We start from the raw sequence: 17038 nt of genomic DNA on the forward strand, positions 1-17038 counted from the left end.
GAATGGCGTGGGCAGGCGGCGAACGGTAACGGCCGTGCGCCGCAACCTGCGTGCCCGCGGCGCGGCGCCCCGCGCGGCAACGTATGTGGAGATGCAGGGTGCCGGATCCCTGTCGTTTTTACATGAAGGCTGTACGGTCGCTGCATCGCGCGCGGCGCGAAGCCGGCACGTTCGGTGTCGTCACATGCGCGGAATCGAGCGGATGTCCGAACTGTCGCCGGCGGCCGGATCGTCGTCCGCTTCGGGAAGCGGCGCCCCGGGGTCGTAGCGCACGGGCGCGCCGCGCTCGATCCGGTGCGCGAACGACGGCGGGGCGTCGACGTCGTCGCCGAAGCGCGCGCGCACGAATGCGCGCAGCAGCGCGGTGCGCATGTCGGGCGCGCGCGCCGCGCAGGTCGACGGGCCGTCGATGAAGCATGCATCGCATTCGACGCCGTCGCCGCGCCGTGCGATGCGCAGGTCGCCGACGCGCTCGAGCACGGCCCCCGCGTCGGCCCACGACGCGGACGGCGCGAAATGCGCATCGAGGCGCCGCAACGCATCGCACGCGGCGGTCAGGATCAGTTGCGGCTCGACGGCCGTGAAGCACAGCGTATCTTCGTCGTCCGCGCACAACGCGCGCGCGCACCAGTAGTCGAGGGCCGTTCCGGCGAGGTCGTCGATTCGCATGGGCAAGCTCCGTCAGGGTTCGTCAGCGCGGTGGGATGCGTGCGCAAGCGGCGTGCCACCCGCGGAACCGACACGCATTCGCGCAACGAGCGGGTAATGATCCGACGCGTGTCGGGCCAGCATGCTGCGATGCACGTTCACGTCGACCAGCAATTCACCGGGATGGATCCAGATCCGGTCGAGCGAGAACACCGGGCACAGCGTCGGGAACGTGCGGGGCGCCGGCGCGCGGCGAAACCGCGTGACCAGCGCCTGCAGCGCACGGCCGCGCACGAACCATTCGTTGATGTCGCCCATGAGGATCACCGGCATCGTGCCGGTATCGAACGCGGCGAGCAGCCGCTGCACCTGCGCGCTGCGTTCGTTTGCGGACAGACCGAGATGGGTCGCGACCACGCGCAGCGTGTCCGCGCCGCAGTCGATGTCCGCATCGAGCGCGCCACGCGGTTCGCGCTGGTGGAACGACAGGTCGAGCGTGCGCGCCGCGCGGATCGGGCAGCGCGACAGCACCGCGTTGCCGTAGCGGCGCTCCGGCGTGTCGATGGTCGGACCGGCCGCCGCGTGCATGCCGGTTGCGTCGCGCAGGTGCGCGAGCACGTCGGGCGCGCGTATTCCGCCGAGCGGCACCTCCTGCAGCGCGATCACGTCCGCGTCGAGTTCGTGGATGACCGCCGCGATCCGGTCGGCCGCGCGCGCGGGCCACGCGCCGTAGCCGCCGCGGATGTTGTACGTCGCGATCCGCAGGTCGCGCCCGCCCGGCGCGGCGGCGGGCGGGCCGTCCGACGTGATGATGTCCGGCGGCGGGGCCGGCTGCCGACTCAGCGCCATCGTCGCAGCACCCTGACGAGCAGCACCGACACCCCGACCAGTGCGACGCCGATCGCCGCGAGCCACGCGAACGCGCGCGGCCCGGGATGGCTGAACGCGGCGGTCAGCTGGTGCGCGAACGTGACGGTCAGCACGATGCCGGGCAGCATGCCGATCGCGGTGCCGACCAGGAAGTCGCGCAGGCCGATGTGCGACGCGCCGGCAACCAGGTTCACGATGGTAAACGGCGCGACCGGCAGCAGGCGCAGCACGGCCATCGCGACCACGCCGCGCCGGCCGATGTGTTCGCTGAGCCGGTTCGCGCGCGCGCCGGCGAGCCGCCGCACCGCGTCGCGTCCGAGCCAGCGGCCGATCCCGTAGGTCGCGGCGGCGGCGGCCATCGTGCCGGCGGACGCATACGCGAAACCCGGCCAGGCGCCGAACACGAGGCCCGTGACGGTGATCAGCAGCGTGATCGGCACCGACAGCGTCGCCGCGACCACGTAGCCGGCCAGCAGCAGCGCGGGTGCGCCGGGCAGTTGCGCGGCGTGGCTGGCCGCTTGTGCGAGCGACGCGACGTTCAGCGCCTTGCCGAGCGGCGAGAAGCGCCACGCGAGCGCGAGTGCCGCGATCAGCAGCACGGCCGTGCCGAGCACGAAAAAGCGCGCGGTCAGCGAGCGGTGCTGTTCGCGCGGCACGAATTCGCGGACGAACCGGTCCGGTTCGATCGGCTGCTCCGGGTCGAGCCGCGCGCTGACCGGCACCAGCGCGTCGAGCTGCGGCGCCACCGCCGGGTCGAGCGTGCGCAGCGTGCGGCCCGGTTTCGCCCGCAACAGGTCGAGCGCGGCGTTCGGTCGGCCGGCTTGCGCGAATGCAGCGGCGATCGTCGCCGGCGTCGTGCCGAGATGTTCCGCCAGCAGGCGCTCGCGCAGCCCTGCGATCGCGGCACGGATGCGCGGCTCGCCGGCCGCGACGAGCGCGATGCAGCATTCGGTGTCGAGCACCATCGACCGGTTGTTCAGGTTCGCGCTGCCGATCACGATGCATTCGTCGTCGACGATCTGGAGCTTGCTGTGCACGTTCACGCACGCGTCGTCGAGGCCGTCGACATGGGGATACAGCAGCCGGTAGCGGTCGAAGCGGTCGGCGGACTTGAGCGTGGCGTGCAGCCGCGCGCGCAGCACGCCCATCGTCGCTTCCTGCAGCCAGCCGCTCTGCACGCGCGGCGCGACGATCGTCACGTCCGGCCCGTGCGCGTCGGCCAGCCGCGCGGACAGCGTCTCGCGCACCACCGTCGCGGTGAGATACTGGTTTTCGATGTACAGGTGGCGCCGCGCGGCGCGGATCGTGTCCTCGACGAGCGCGCGCACCTGCCGCACGGGCTCGCGATCGCGGTGGCGCGGCGCCGTGTACGCGATGCCGAGCCGCACGTTGCGCATGTCGACGCGTGCGTCGGGCGGCCAGGGGTCGACGTCTTCGTCACGCTCGAGGTGCCGCCGCGCGCGGATCGCGATCGGACGCCCGCACGCGTTGTACCAGCGCGAGCGCGCCTGCTCGCCGATCGCGGCGGCCGCGTCGCCGTCGAACATCGCCTGCACGTCGTGAAACGGCGCGTATGGCATCCCGTTTGCATCGCGGCGGCGCGGATCGTCGGCCGCGTGCGCGGGCGTGTCCCAGCGCGAGCGCGTCAGGTCCAGGCCGCCGACGAACGCGAGCCGGTCGTCGATCACGACCAGTTTCTGATGATGCGACGCGCCGCGCGGATGCGTGTCGTCGAGACGGAAGCGGATGCCACGGTGCGCACGCCACGCGGCACGATAGACGGGTGGCCAGTCACGCTCCAGTGCGTAGATCATCGCGAAGTCCCACGCGAGCACGTAGATGCGCAGGTTGTGCCGCGCGGCCGCGAGCGCGTGGAGGAACGCGGCGAGCGTGTCGGGCAGGCCGTCGCCGGCGTCGGCGGGCGACAGATGCATCTGGCTGTCGACGTCCCAGCCGACGATGAAGACGGTGTGGCGCGCCCGTCGCAGTGCGGCGCGCAGCGTCGCGAAATAGGCGTCGCCGTCCACCAGCATCGCGAAGCGGTCCGCATTGCGGATCGCGTCGCAGTTGCGCCCGCATTCAAGCAGCCCGTGTCTTGACGGCTCGTTCGTGTGCGATGAGGCGGCAACCGCGCTGTCGGGGCCCGACGTCGCGCTTGTGGCGCGCGGCATGCGGTCCGGCACGATCATCGGGCATCGACGTCCGGGGCGCCGTCGATGCGTTGCAGCAGCGCGTCGCAGCGCGCGCGCAATGCCAGCAGTTCCGGCGAATCGGCGTCGATCCGGATGCGTTCGCCGCTGTCGGGATCGCCGTACGCGGCGGCGATCTCGTAAATGCCTTGCGCGATCGTGGTGGACGCGGCCGCGATCCGGATCCGGTCGAGCCAGCCGCATTCGGCGTGATGGCACGCGAGCCATGCGCGCAGCGCGCCGACCACCTGGCTGGTCGTGAGCCATGTGCCGCCGCGCAAGCGCGCGGTCAGCTGGCTCGTCACGAGGTACGAGAGCAGTTCGGTCTGGGTCACACGAAACTCCTTGACGAGGTGTCGGGTCTGCAGGTGCGCACACCGGCGATGCCTTGCAGCGCCTCGCAGATCGCCGCAAATTCCGCGCCGCTCGTGCGGGAGAACGACACGGAGATGTCGTCGGTATCCGGATCGTCGTCGGACTGCTGGACGATGAACCGCTTCACGCGTACGCGGCCCGTGCCGAGCGTGTCGTGCAGCGTGCCGAGCGTCAGGCCGCCGCGCTCGACGACGAGCCGCAGCGTGCGCTGTTGCCGCTGCGCGATGAAGCGGCGCTCGATCGGCTTCACGCCCGCGAGAATCGCGAGCACGATCGCCGTCGCGCCAATCGACGCGACGTACATGCCGCCGCCCGCCGCAAGACCGACGCCGGCCACCGCCCAGAGGCTCGCGGCCGTCGTCAGCCCGCGCACGACTTCGCCCCGCAGCAGGATCGAGCCCGCGCCGAGAAAGCCGATGCCCGAGACGACCTGCGCGGCGACCCGTGACGGATCGAGCACGACGCCGTCTTGCCCGCGGACGTCTTCGAAGCCGAAGGTGGAGACCAGCATCACGAGTGCGGAGCCGACGCACACCAGCATGTGCGTGCGCAGGCCGGCGGCCCAGTTGAGCCGTTCGCGTTCGAGCCCGATCACGCTGCCGAGCAGCGCGGCGAGCAGCAGGCGTCCGAGGAGTTCGACATGGCCGATCATCGTGGCCTCCCTTTTTGTCTGGCGTTCCGGAGCGGTCCGATGCACCAGAGGGACGCAAGGTGCGTGCCGGGCCGCCGGATAGCGGGCACGGCTTGTGCGCACGGGGCCAACGGCGCGCGCGGCGATCATGCGGCGCGCATTTTTTGCATCGCCATCGCAGATAAGCACAGGGGGCCAGGATGCAACATCAACAGGACGCACAGGTTCGCGACCCGTATCGCGGCCACGAGATCCGCGTATGGGCGCGGCGCAACGAACGCGGCGCATGGGCTGACGAAGTGCAGGTGTACGTGGACGGCGCGCGCATCGAGCTGTATGTGCCGGAGCCGACCGGGCCGGAATGGCTGACCGAGGACGAAGCGCTGCGCGCGGGTGTCGAGCGCGGGCGTTATCTGGTCGACAAGCGCGTCGACGACGATTGAAGTGGCGGCGCGCGATTCGACCGCGCGCGATGCGGCCGGCATGGCGCTTGCGCGCGGCTCGCGCATTTCCTGAACGCACGCCGGCGCCGCGCCGGGAGGCCCCATGAACGATCCGCGCACCCTTCAGATCTACCGCTACGATCCCGACCGCGACGCCGCGCCGTATCTGCAGCGCTACGAAATCGACGTGGCGCCCGGCGACCGGATGCTGCTCGACGTGCTCGGCCGCGTGAAGCGTGAGGACGAGACGCTGTCGTACCGGCGCTCGTGCCGCGAGGGCATCTGCGGCTCGGACGCGATGAACATCAACGGCAAGAACGGGCTCGCCTGCCTGACGAACATGAAGACGCTGCCGCGCGAAATCGTGCTGCGGCCGCTGCCGGGATTGCCGGTGGTGCGCGACCTGATCGTCGACATGACGGATTTCTTCAACCAGTATCACTCGATCCGCCCGTATCTGATCAACGATACGATGCCGCCGGAGCGCGAGCGGCTGCAGTCGCCCGAGGAGCGTGATCAGCTCGACGGGCTGTACGAATGCATCCTGTGTGCGTGTTGCTCGACGTCGTGCCCGAGCTACTGGTGGAACCCGGACAAGTTCGTCGGGCCGGCCGGCCTGCTGCAGGCGTACCGGTTCATCGCCGATTCGCGCGATCTCGCGACGGCCGAGCGGCTCGACGATCTGGAGGATCCATATCGGCTGTTCCGCTGCCGCACGATCATGAACTGCACGGACGTGTGCCCGAAGGGGCTCAATCCGACGAAGGCGATCTCGGAGATCCGCACGATGCTGGTCAGGCGGACCGTCTAGCGCTCGCTTGCGCGCATCACGGCCGCGCCGCGATCTCGTCGAGGTGCCAGAGCAGGTCGGCCGGATCGTCATACACGCGCAGCGCGCCCGCGCGTTCCAGCTCGTCGCTGCCGTAACCGCCCGACAGCAAGCCGACGCCCAGTGCGCGGCAACGGCTCGCGGCGAGCATGTCCCAGATGCTGTCGCCGACCACCACCGTATGCTCGATCGGCACGTTCAGCTTCGCGGCGGCCGTCAGGAACAGATCGGGATCCGGCTTCGCATACTTGACCTGGTCGCGCGTGACGACCACGTTCTTCGCCGGATCGACGCCGAGCGCTTCCAGATTGATCGCCGCGGTTTCCATCCGCCCGCTGGTCGCGATCGCCCAGCGGATGCCCGCGTTCGACAGTGCGGCCAGCAGCTCGCGCGCGCCGGGCAGCGGCCGGACTTGCGCGCGTAGCCGCTGGTAAGCGGCCGCGTGCAGTCGCGCGAGCCGTTCGACGCGCTCGGCGTCGATGTCGCCGGGCGTTTCGCGCAGCAGCTGGTTCAGGAACAGGCCGCCGCTCATCCCGATCTTGCGGTGGATGCGCCATACCGACAGCTCGATGCCCTCGGCATCGAGCGCTTCCTTCCACGCGAGCACGTGCTGGTAGACGCTGTCGACGAGTGTGCCGTCGAGATCGAACAGAAACGACGTTTCAATGCGCATGTGAATCTCCTGGCCCGATGAGGTTCGGGCGAATCGTCCGCGAAATGTCCTTCGACGCATTATCGGCGCGCGGCCGTGTCATCGCCATGTCCCGGCGCCGCGGCCGGCGCCGGCGTGTCATTTGCCGCTGGTACAATCGCGCCGATGCGCCGGGCCGGCTGCCCGCGCCCCCAACCCTCGTCGAATTCCCGTATGGCAACTCCGGACGCCGTCAGTTCCGAGCAGTCGTGGTGGGGCGTCCTGGCCCTTGCACTTACTGCCTTCATCTTCAACACCACCGAATTCGTGCCCGTCGCGCTGCTGAGCGCGATCGGCGACAGCCTGCGGATGCAGCCGACCGACGTCGGCCTGATGCTGACGATCTACGCGTGGGCCGTCGCGGTCGTGTCGCTGCCGCTGACGTTCGTCACGCGCCACGTCGAGCGTCGCAAGCTGCTGAGCGGCGCGCTGCTGGTATTCATCGGCAGCCATGTCGTTACCGGTATCGCGTGGAATTTCACGGTGCTAATGATCGGCCGGCTCGGCATCGCATGCGCGCATGCGGTGTTCTGGTCGATTTCCGTTCCGCTGGCCGTGCGGCTCGCCCCGAGCGACCGGAAAAGCCGCGCGTTGAGCCTGCTCGCGATGGGCACGGCGATCGCGATGGTCGCCGGCATCCCGCTCGGACGCGTGATCGGCGAGGCGCTCGGCTGGCGCGTGACGTTTCTCGTGATCGGCGGCGCGGCGGCCGTCGCGCTGCTGATGCTGCGCGTGACGCTGCCGACGCTGCCGAGCCAGGGTGCCGGATCGCTCTCCAGCATCAGCATGTTTCTCAGGAAGCCGGCGCTGGTATCGCTGTACGCGATCACCGTACTGGTCGTGTCCGCGCATTTCACGTCGTACACATACATCGAGCCGTTCGTGCAGAGCGTCAATCATGCGAGCAACAGCCGGATTACCTACGTGCTGATCCTGTTCGGCGTCGCCGGCATGCCGGCCGCGGTCTGTTTCAACCGCGTGTTTCCGGAGCGGCCGGCCGATTTCCTGCTCGCGTCGATCATCGCGCTGTCGGCGTGTCTGCTGATCCTGTTCCCGAGCGCGCTGAACATCGTGACGCTGTCGGTTCACACGCTGGTGTGGGGCGGCGCGATCGTCTGCTTCGGGCTCGCGATGCAGGCCTGGGTGCTGAAGCTCGCGCCCGAGGCGACCGATCTCGCGGTGTCGATCTTTTCAGGGCTGTACAACGTCGGCATCGGTGCCGGCGCGCTGCTCGGCAACCATATCGCCGGGGATTTCGGCCTGCCGTGGATCGGCACGTTCGGCGGGGTGGTCGGGATCTTCTCCGCCGGGATCGCGTGGGCCGCGTTGCGGCTGCATGAGCGGCGGGCGGTGGCGTAGTCCGCCGTCGCTGCGGGCTGCGCCGCCGCCGCAGGTCGCCGATTCGGTGATGCGCGTCTCGACGCCTTCAAACCGTGATCGATGCCGTCCGGCGAGCAGGCACGCGACATGCGCCGCTTTCCGGATTCGTGCCGGTTCGTCCATGACGTTGCCGCGCGGCCATCTCGCCGTTCGGGCGGAACGGCTCCGACGTGTGCGACCGGATCATTCATGATGGCCTTCCCCGTAGCGCGCGCGGCCGGCAGCCCGGCCGATCCGGCGTAGCCTGAAAGCTGGATACGCACATCGGAGGCGGTATGGAACGCGAGTTGAAACTGCGGATCTCCGCAAAGGACCTCGACAGACTGCGTCACGCGCCGTTGCTCGCGCAAGGCGGACGCGCCGGCGCGTCGCAACAGCTGACGAGCACCTACTTCGATACGCCCGCGCTGGCCTTTCACCGGTGCGGCGCATCGCTGCGGGTGCGCGCGGCCGGCGACGACAGAATCCAGACGCTGAAACTGGAAGGGGCGGCACAGGCCGGACTGTTCGACAGGGACGAGTTCGAAACGCCCGTCGACGGCGACGTCCCCGATCTCGAGCCGCTGCACGCACATTTACCGGAAGACAGCGACTGCGGCAGGCTCGTGCGCGATGCGGCCACGGCCGGCCAGCTCAAGCCGGTGTTCGTCACGCGGATCAGGCGGTCGGTCTTTCCGCTGCACTTGCCGTCCGGCGATGAACTGGAGGTCGCGCTCGACAAGGGCACCGTGGACGCGGAGCCGGGTTCGGTCCCGATCGCCGCCGTCGAACTGGAGCTGAAGCACGGCGAGCCGGAAAGCCTGTACGGCGTCGCACGGGCATTGCTTGACGTCGTGCCGTTGCGGATCGATCGCGAGAGCAAGGCCGATCTCGGCTACGGACTCCTCGTCGGCGAGCACCACGCGGCCGTCAAGGCGCAACCGGTGCGACTGAAGAAGCGCGATTCGATCGAAGACGCATTCCGCCGCATCGCGAGCAACTGTCTCGACCAGGTCAATGCGAACGAACGTGGCGTCGCGTCCGGTCACGATCCGTCATGCGTCCATCAGATGCGTGTCGGGCTGCGGCGCTTGCGTTCCGCCCTCGACCTGTTCGAGAAGGTGATTCCCGCGATTCCCGGCCTTGATGACGAACTGCGCTGGATCGCGTCGGAACTGGGCGCCGCGCGGGACTGGGAGGTGCTTGCGGGATCGACGCTCGAGCAGGCCGGCGCGAACGGCCATCCGGACGAGGTTCGTTCGGTCCGCGACGCGTGCGAGCAGATCGCGGTGAGGAACCGGCAGCGCGCGGCCGACGCGGTCGAGTCGGTCCGCTACACGCGGCTCGCGTTGCAACTCGCGTCGTGGGTGAGCCGACAAGGCTGGCGAGACGGGATGTCCGACGCCCAGCGCGAGGCGATCGGCCGGCCGGCGACGCGGTTTGCTGCCGATGTGCTGCGTCGGCGGCACCGCAAGCTGATCAAACGCGGGAAGGGCCTGGCCGATCTCGACGATCACCGTCGTCACCGTGCCCGGATCGCGGCGAAGAAAGTCCGATACGCGACCGAATTCTTCGCGTCGCTCTGTTCCAAACGGGCGGTCAAATCATACGTCGGCGCGCTGACCGCGCTTCAGGACGATCTTGGCTGGCGCAACGATGCCGTCGTCGCGGACAAGCTTCTGAAGGCGCTGCCTCGCACGTCGCCCGCTGCCACGCCCGGGGCGGCCTTTGCGCGAGGCTTTCTGACCGCCCGCGTGGCGGCCGATCATCAGACGTTGAAGACGCTGTGGAAGCGCTTCAGGCGGCTTTCGCCGCCGCGCTGATGCGGCCACGGGGACGCGGCCGGATCGCGGCGCCTTCGTGCGGAAGATGGGTGGCCGGCAGCGCCGAATACGCATCAGGAAAACCCTGATTCGGCCGCCCGAAGGTCGATTTCCATCGACGCCGCCAAACGCCGCTCCGCCTGCAATTCGCCGTCCGCCATGCGGCGCGCTGAAACCCGTCCCGCGCCTCCCATCAAGCCTTTCAGCTTTGCCGACCAGACGAAACGGGTATAAGTCGGTGCAATATTTCGCTATCTTCAGCCAATTTCTATACCTGTTAGGTATGAAAAAGCGAGACCAAAAGTATTGGACGGTCCATTTCCCCGCCGCGTATAAATCCGTTCCATGAACTCCCCACACGCAGCGTGCCCCATGCCTCCCGTTACCATCGAACGCATTGAAACCCGCCTCGTCGACCTGCCGACGATCCGTCCGCACAAGCTGTCGGTCGCCACGATGCACGGCCAGACGCTGATGCTGGTGAAGGTGACCTGCAGCGATGGCGTGACGGGCACGGGCGAAGGCACGACGATCGCCGGGATGGCCTATGGCCCGGAAAGCCCGGAAGCGATGAAGCTCGCGATCGACGCATATCTCGCGCCGGCCATCATCGGCAAGGATGCGACGCGCATCCAGGCGGTGATGGCGTTCCTCGGCAAGCTCGCGAAGGTCAATCACTTCGCGAAGAGCGCGCTCGAAACCGCGCTGCTCGACGCGCACGGCAAGCGCATCGGCGTGCCGGTCAGCGAACTGCTCGGCGGCCGGCGGCGCGATCGCCTGCCGGTCGCGTGGACGCTCGCATCGGGCAACACCGCGACCGATATCGCCGAAGCCGAGCGCATGCTCGAGCTGCGCCGCCACAACGTGTTCAAGCTGAAGATCGGTGCGAAGGCGCTCGACGCGGACATCCGGCACGTGGCCGAGATCAAGCGGGCAGTCGGCGAGCGCGCATCGGTGCGCGTCGACGTGAACATGGCGTGGAGCGAAACGCAGGCCGCGCGCGCGATTCCGGCGCTCGCCGATGCAGGCTGCGAACTGGTCGAGCAGCCGGTCGCATCGGCGGCGGCGCTCGCGCGCCTGATGCGCCGCTTCCCGGTCGCTTTGATGGCCGACGAAATCCTGCAAGGCCCGGACAGCGCGTTCGAGATCGCGAAGCATCACGGCGCGGACGTGTTCGCGATCAAGATCGAGCAGAGCGGCGGCCTCTTCGCCGCGCAGCGCGTCGCGGCGATCGCGGATGCGGCAGGCATCGAGCTGTACGGCGGCACGATGCTCGAAGGCGCGTTCAGCACGATTGCGTCCGCGCATCTGTTCGCGAGCTTCGCGAACCTGCAGTGGGGCACCGAACTGTTCGGACCGCTACTGATTACCGAAGAGATTCTCACGACCCCGCTCGACTACAGCGATTTCGAACTGACCGTGCCGAGCGGCCCGGGCCTCGGCATCGAGCTCGACGAAGCGAGGGTCGCGCGCTTCACCCGAGACGGGCTGACGAAAGTCTCCCGCTGACCCGCGACAACACGCGATAACACGATCACGCACCAGGACATCACGATGCTTTTCCACGTACGTATGGACGTCAACCTGCCGGCCGACATGCCGGCAGGCGTGGCCGACGAGATCAAGACCCGCGAGAAGGCGTATTCGCAGGCGCTGCAGCACAGCGGCAAGTGGCGCCACATCTGGCGCATCGCCGGCGAATACGCGAACTACAGCGTGTTCGACGTGTCCGGCAACGCCGAGCTGCATGAGATCCTGACTGGCCTGCCGCTGTTCCCGTACATGAAGATTTCGGTGACGCCGTTGTGTCGCCACCCGTCGTCGATACACGACGGCGACGTTTGAGCCACGGAGCCGCCGCTGCTGCAACGGCGGGCACCGGGTCACCTTTCCCCAAAATACACGTGGAGACACCATCATGAGCGTCAAAGTATTCGAAACCAAGGAAGTGCAGGATCTGCTGAAGGCCGCGTCGAACGCGGGCGGCAATGGCGGCAACGCGCGCACGCAGCAGGTCGTGCTGCGGCTGCTCGGCGACCTGTTCAAGGCGATCGACGACCTCGACATCACACCCGACGAGGTGTGGGCCGGCGTGAACTACCTGAACAAGCTCGGCCAGGACGGCGAGGCGGCGCTGCTCGCGGCCGGCCTCGGCCTCGAGAAGTATCTCGACATCCGGATGGACGCCGAGGACGAGGCGCTCGGCCTCGACGGCGGCACGCCGCGCACGATCGAAGGCCCGCTGTACGTCGGCGGTGCGCCGGTGCGCGACGGCGTCGCGAAGATCGACGTCGATGCGGACGAAGGCGCGGGCCCGCTCGTGATCCACGGCACGGTCACCGGCGTCGACGGCAAGCCGGTGGCCGGCGCGCTGGTCGAATGCTGGCACGCGAACTCGCACGGCTTCTACTCGCACTTCGACCCGACCGGCGCGCAGAGTGACTTCAACCTGCGCGGCGCGGTGAGGACGGGCGCGGACGGCAAGTACGAATTCCGCACGCTGATGCCGGTCGGCTACGGCTGCCCGCCGCAGGGCGCGACGCAGCAACTGCTCGACCGCCTCGGCCGTCACGGCAACCGCCCCGCGCACGTGCACTTCTTCGTGACCAGCGACGGCCACCGCAAGCTCACGACGCAGTTCAACATCGACGGCGACCCGCTGATCTGGGACGACTTCGCGTATGCGACGCGCGAGGAGCTGATTCCGCCCGTCACCAGCAAGTCCGGCGGCGCCGCGCTCGGGCTGAAGGCCGACGCATACCAGGACATCGAGTTCAACTTCGTCCTGACGCCGCGCGTCGAGGGCAAGGACAACCAGATCGTCGAACGCCTGCGCGCTTCCGCCACGGCATAACCGCCCGACGGCACGGCGGCGCGGTCAGCGCCGCCGCCGGCCGGCTTCCCGCGAGATTCAATCGATACCGATGCGAGCGTGCTTGCAGGAGCCGGCACGCGCACTGGAGGAACCAACATGTCCGCCACGATCGACCACACCACCGAACTGGACCACCTGCTCGCCACCGCCGTGCAGGACGACAAGGAGGCCGGCGTCTTCCGCTGCCGCCGCGACATCTTCACGAACGAGGCGCTCTTCGAGCTCGAGATGAAGCACATCTTCGAGCGCAACTGGGTGTACCTCGCGCACGAAAGCCAGATCCCGAACAACAACGATTACTACACGACGTGGATCGGCCGCCAGCCGATCGTGATCACGCGCGACAAGACCGGCGAGCTGCACGCGGTAATCAATGCGTGCGCGCACAAGGGCGCGATGCTGTGCCGCCGCAAGCACGGCAACAAGGGCAGCTTCACGTGCCCGTTCCACGGCTGGACCTTCTCGAACACCGGCAAGCTGCTGAAGGTGAAGGACGAGAAGACGACCGAGTATCCGGTGCAGTTCAACACGCACGGCTCGCACGACCTGAAGAAGGTCGCGCGCTTCCAGAACTATCGCGGCTTCCTGTTCGGCAGCCTCAGCGACGACGTGCTGCCGCTCGAGGAGTATCTCGGCGAGGCGCGCGTGATCATCGACCAGATCGTCGACCAGGCGCCGAACGGGCTCGAAGTGCTGCGCGGCAACTCCTCGTACATCTACGAAGGCAACTGGAAGATGCAGATGGAGAACGGCTGCGACGGCTATCACGTGAGCACCGTGCACTGGAACTACGCGGCGACGATGGGCCGCCGCAAGGAAGACGGCACCAAGGCCGTCGACGCGAACAGCTGGAGCAAGTCGGTCGCCGGCGTGTACGGCTTCGACAACGGCCACATCCTGCTGTGGACCAAGACGATGAACCCCGAGGTGCGGCCCGTGTACCAGCACCGCGACGAGATCAAGGCGCGCGTCGGCGACGTGCAGGCCGACTTCATCGTGAACCAGACGCGCAATCTCTGCGTGTATCCGAACGTGTTCCTGATGGACCAGTTCAGCACGCAGATCCGTGTCGTGCGTCCGCTTGGCGTCGACAAGACCGAAGTCAGCATCTTCTGTTTCGCGCCGAAGGGCGAGAGCGCAGCCGACCGCGCGACGCGCATTCGCCAGTACGAGGATTTCTTCAACGTGACCGGCATGGGCACGGCCGACGACCTCGAGGAGTTCCGCGCGTGCCAGGCCGGCTATGCGGGCATCACGGCGATGTGGAACGACCTGTCGCGCGGCGCGCCGTTGTGGATCGACGGGCCGGACGAGAACGCGAAGAAAATGGGGCTGAACCCGCGCATGTCGGGCGAGCGCAGCGAGGACGAAGGGCTGTTCGTGTGTCAGCACGAATACTGGGTGCACGTGATGCGCGATGCACTGAAGAAGGAACGCGGGGAGGTGCAGGCATGAACATCGATTACCGGACCATCTGTGCGGCGCTGTATCGCGAAGCACGCCTGCTCGACGACCGCGAGTGGGACGCGTGGCTGACCTGCTACACGGAAGACGTCACGTACTGGATGCCCGCGTGGGACGACGACGACCGGCCGACCGACGATCCGCATAGCCAGATCTCGCTGATGTACTACGCGGATCGCGGCGGCCTCGAGGATCGCGTGTTCCGGATCAAGACCGAGCGCAGCGGCGCGTCGACGCCCGAGCCGCGCACCAGCCACAACGTGACGAACGTCGAGGTGCTGGCCGAGCGCGACGGCGAGGTGGACGTGCGCTACAACTTCCACACGCTGAACCACCGCTACCGCGTGACCGATCACTTCTTCGGCACGATGTTCGTCACGCTGCGCCAGGTGGGCGACGCGCTGCTGATCTCGAACAAGAAGATCGTGCTGAAGAACGACTACATCCGGCAGGTGCTCGACGTGTGCCACGTCTGACGCCGATCGATTCGATACGTAACACAGGGAGACGATGTCATGTCCACCTACAAGATTGCACTGAACTTCGAGGACGGGGTCACCCGCTTCATCGACTGCAAGGCCGGCGAGAAGGTGCTCGACGCCGCGTTCCGCGCGAAGATCAACCTGCCGATGGACTGTTCCGACGGCGTGTGCGGCACCTGCAAGTGCCGCGCGGAAAGCGGCAGCTACGACCTCGGCGACGATTACATCGACGATGCGCTCACCGAGGACGAGAAGGACGGCGGCCTCGTGCTGACGTGCCAGATGGTGCCGCAAAGCGATTGCGTGATCGCGGTGCCGACGTCTTCCGTCGCATGCAAGACGGGCCACAGCGCGTTCGCCGCGACCGTGACGAAGGTCGAGCCGCACAACGATGCGGCGATCGTGCTCGAACTGGACGTCGATGCGGCCGCGCCGGCATTCCTGCCCGGCCAGTACGTGAACATCGGCGTGCCGGGCAGCGGCCAGCACCGGTCGTATTCGTTCTCGTCCGCGCCGGGCGACACGAAGGTCGGGTTCCTGATCAAGAAGATTCCTGGCGGCGTGATGAGTACGTGGCTCGAATCCGCGAAGCCTGGCGACACGCTCGAACTGAACGGGCCGCTCGGCAGCTTCTACCTGCGTGACGTCGCACGGCCGCTGCTGTTCCTCGCGGGCGGCACGGGCCTTGCGCCGTTCCTGTCGATGCTTGAAGTGCTCGCGCGCAGCGGCTCGCAGCAGAAGGTGCACCTGATCTACGGCGTGACGCGCGATCTCGACCTGGTGCTGGTCGACGCGATCGAAGCGTATGCGGCAAAGCTGCCGAACTTCAGCTTTGCGACGGTCGTCGCCGATGCGGCGTCGAGCCATCCGCGCAAGGGCTGGGTCACGCAGCATATTCCTGCCGATGCGCTCAACGACGGCGACGTGGACGTCTACCTGTGCGGGCCGCCGCCGATGGTCGACGCGGTGCGCCAGTACTTCGACGACGCAGGCGTGAAGCCCAAGAGCTTCCACTACGAGAAGTTCACCCCGAACGTCACGGCAAAGGCGGCATGATCATGCAACGATTCTCCGGAAAGGTCGTCGTCGTCACCGGCGCGGCGCAGGGCATCGGCCGCGGCGTCGCATTGCGCGCGGCGGCCGAGGGTGGCCGTGTGCTGTTCGTCGATCGCGCGGACTTCGTCGCCGAGGTGGCAGCCGAGGCGCCGGGTGGCAACACGGCCGGATTCGTCGCGGATCTCGAAACCTACGACGGCGCACGCGCGGCAATGGCGTGCGCGGTCGCGACGTTCGGCCGGATCGACGTGCTGATCAACGGCGTTGGCGGCGCGATCCGGATGCGGCCGTTTGCCGAGTTCGAGCCCGAGCAGATCGACGCGGAAATCCGCCGCTCGCTGATGCCGACGCTCTACAGCTGCCACGCAGTGCTGCCGCATTTGCTGGCGGGCGGCGGCGGCACGATCGTCAACGTGTCGTCGAACGCGACGCGCGGCATTCGCCGCGTGCCGTATTCGGCCGCAAAGGGCGGCGTCAATGCGCTGACGGCGGCGCTCGCGATGGAATACGCGGAGCACGGCATCCGCGTGGTCGCGACCGCGCCGGGCGGCACCACGGCGCCGCCGCGCCGCGTGCCGCGCAATGCGGCCGGCGACAACGCGCAGGAACAGGCATGGATGGCCGAAGCGGTGCGGCAGGTGACCGATTCGACGTTCTTCAAGCGTTACGGCACGCTCGACGAACAGATCGCGCCGATCCTGTTCCTCGCGTCGGACGAGGCGAGCTACATCACCGGCACGGTGCTGCCGGTCGCGGGCGGCGATACGGGCTGAGCGGCACGTCCGCCGATTCGCTTGCTGTTTCAGACGTGCGCACACGCCGGTCGGATAACGTGCGCGCGATGACCATCGAACAACTGGCCGGCGCGCAAAGCGCCGCTTCGGAGACACTCATGCGCAATCGCGAAGCGATCATCCCCTCTGGAATGGAAGCCGTGTACGAAAAAATCGGCTATGCGCCGGCGATCAGGGTGGGCGACACCGTGTACGTGTCCGGCCAGATCGGCCGCGACGCGGCGATGCAACTGGTGGAAGACCGCGAGTCGCAGATCGTGCAGGCGTTCGACAACCTCAAGCGCGTGCTCGAGGCGGCCGGCGCATCGCTCGACGACGTCGTCGATCTGATGAGCTTTCATACCGACATGCGCGACCTGCCGTTGTTCATGCAGGTGCGCGACCGCTATTTCCATGCGCATCCGCGGCCTGCGTGGACGGCGGTCGGCGCGCACATGCTCGGCGGCGCGCCAGGTTACATCGTCGAAATCAAGGCGGTCGCGGTTCTCGCGGGCTGATACGCGACGCCT

18 protein-coding genes are annotated in these 17038 nt (G+C 68.0%); 12 read left to right on the forward strand and 6 right to left on the reverse strand.

Annotated elements, in window-relative coordinates:
* Positions 1–180: 180 nt before the first annotated feature.
* The 5 genes from WI26_RS27615 to WI26_RS27635 are packed head-to-tail and all read right to left on the reverse strand — an operon-like array spanning position 181 to position 4734.
* The gene (locus WI26_RS27615) at positions 181–669 is read right to left on the reverse strand and encodes a phage protein NinX family protein (protein WP_069227972.1); all 489 of its coding nucleotides are present in this window, start codon (positions 667–669) and stop codon (positions 181–183) included.
* A gap of 12 nt (positions 670–681) precedes the next feature.
* A complete protein-coding gene (locus tag WI26_RS27620; RefSeq protein ID WP_069227973.1) occupies positions 682–1497 on the reverse strand; it encodes an endonuclease/exonuclease/phosphatase family protein in 816 nt (271 codons plus the stop codon).
* A complete protein-coding gene (locus WI26_RS27625; protein ID WP_069227974.1) occupies positions 1488–3707 on the reverse strand; it encodes a VTT domain-containing protein in 2220 nt (739 codons plus the stop codon). Before WI26_RS27625 ends, WI26_RS27620 begins: the two co-directional genes overlap by 10 nt.
* Positions 3704–4042 (reverse strand): hypothetical protein, encoded by a 339-nt coding sequence (locus tag WI26_RS27630; RefSeq protein ID WP_059511481.1) that lies wholly within the window; start codon positions 4040–4042, stop codon positions 3704–3706. Before WI26_RS27630 ends, WI26_RS27625 begins: the two co-directional genes overlap by 4 nt.
* Entirely contained in the window at positions 4039–4734 is a 696-nt protein-coding gene (locus tag WI26_RS27635; protein WP_059511480.1) for an MgtC/SapB family protein, read from the reverse strand. The genes WI26_RS27630 and WI26_RS27635 overlap by 4 nt, the downstream gene beginning before the upstream one ends.
* A gap of 179 nt (positions 4735–4913) precedes the next feature.
* On the opposite strand from WI26_RS27635, the gene WI26_RS27640 reads away from it, so the two are divergent.
* Positions 4914–5156 (forward strand): DUF6566 family protein, encoded by a 243-nt coding sequence (locus tag WI26_RS27640; protein ID WP_059511479.1) that lies wholly within the window; start codon positions 4914–4916, stop codon positions 5154–5156.
* A 103-nt stretch (positions 5157–5259) separates the two neighbouring features.
* On the forward strand, positions 5260–5967 hold the full coding sequence (locus tag WI26_RS27645) for a succinate dehydrogenase/fumarate reductase iron-sulfur subunit (RefSeq protein ID WP_059511478.1): 708 nt from the start codon (positions 5260–5262) through the stop codon (positions 5965–5967).
* A 16-nt stretch (positions 5968–5983) separates the two neighbouring features.
* Here WI26_RS27645 and WI26_RS27650 read toward each other — a convergent pair whose 3' ends face one another.
* Positions 5984–6658 carry an HAD family hydrolase gene (locus tag WI26_RS27650; protein WP_069227975.1) on the reverse strand — a complete coding sequence of 225 codons (675 nt, stop codon included), beginning with the start codon at positions 6656–6658 and terminating at the stop codon, positions 5984–5986.
* A 192-nt stretch (positions 6659–6850) separates the two neighbouring features.
* Here WI26_RS27650 and WI26_RS27655 point away from each other — a divergent pair, with 192 nt between their 5' ends.
* From WI26_RS27655 to WI26_RS27700, 10 genes are all read left to right on the forward strand, one after another.
* Complete coding sequence (locus WI26_RS27655; RefSeq protein WP_069227976.1) at positions 6851–8035, forward strand: sugar transporter; 1185 nt, start codon at positions 6851–6853, stop codon at positions 8033–8035.
* A 296-nt stretch (positions 8036–8331) separates the two neighbouring features.
* Positions 8332–9858: a CYTH and CHAD domain-containing protein gene (locus WI26_RS27660; protein WP_059540784.1), complete on the forward strand. Its 1527-nt coding sequence runs from the start codon at positions 8332–8334 to the stop codon at positions 9856–9858.
* Positions 9859–10230: 372 nt separating this feature from the next.
* Positions 10231–11367, forward strand: coding sequence for a muconate/chloromuconate family cycloisomerase (locus WI26_RS27665; protein ID WP_069227977.1), 1137 nt, complete (start codon positions 10231–10233; stop codon positions 11365–11367).
* Between the two features lie 45 nt (positions 11368–11412).
* The gene (gene catC, locus WI26_RS27670; RefSeq protein WP_059505097.1) at positions 11413–11703 is read left to right on the forward strand and encodes a muconolactone Delta-isomerase; all 291 of its coding nucleotides are present in this window, start codon (positions 11413–11415) and stop codon (positions 11701–11703) included.
* 73 nt (positions 11704–11776) lie between these two features.
* Positions 11777–12712, forward strand: a complete 936-nt coding sequence (gene catA / locus WI26_RS27675) for a catechol 1,2-dioxygenase (protein ID WP_069227978.1) — start codon at positions 11777–11779, stop codon at positions 12710–12712.
* Positions 12713–12829: 117 nt separating this feature from the next.
* Positions 12830–14188: a Rieske 2Fe-2S domain-containing protein gene (locus WI26_RS27680; RefSeq protein WP_069227979.1), complete on the forward strand. Its 1359-nt coding sequence runs from the start codon at positions 12830–12832 to the stop codon at positions 14186–14188.
* Positions 14185–14673: a benzoate 1,2-dioxygenase small subunit gene (gene benB / locus WI26_RS27685; protein ID WP_069227980.1), complete on the forward strand. Its 489-nt coding sequence runs from the start codon at positions 14185–14187 to the stop codon at positions 14671–14673. Before WI26_RS27680 ends, benB begins: the two co-directional genes overlap by 4 nt.
* A gap of 39 nt (positions 14674–14712) precedes the next feature.
* On the forward strand, positions 14713–15735 hold the full coding sequence (gene benC, locus WI26_RS27690) for a benzoate 1,2-dioxygenase electron transfer component BenC (RefSeq protein WP_069227981.1): 1023 nt from the start codon (positions 14713–14715) through the stop codon (positions 15733–15735).
* The gene (gene benD / locus WI26_RS27695; RefSeq protein WP_059536856.1) at positions 15732–16508 is read left to right on the forward strand and encodes a benzoate diol dehydrogenase BenD; all 777 of its coding nucleotides are present in this window, start codon (positions 15732–15734) and stop codon (positions 16506–16508) included. Before benC ends, benD begins: the two co-directional genes overlap by 4 nt.
* A gap of 119 nt (positions 16509–16627) precedes the next feature.
* On the forward strand, positions 16628–17026 hold the full coding sequence (locus WI26_RS27700; RefSeq protein WP_059511590.1) for a RidA family protein: 399 nt from the start codon (positions 16628–16630) through the stop codon (positions 17024–17026).
* Positions 17027–17038 lie beyond the last annotated feature (12 nt).

It is taken from the genome of Burkholderia diffusa, from assembly GCF_001718315.1.
GTDB classification, from domain to species: domain Bacteria; phylum Pseudomonadota; class Gammaproteobacteria; order Burkholderiales; family Burkholderiaceae; genus Burkholderia; species Burkholderia diffusa_B.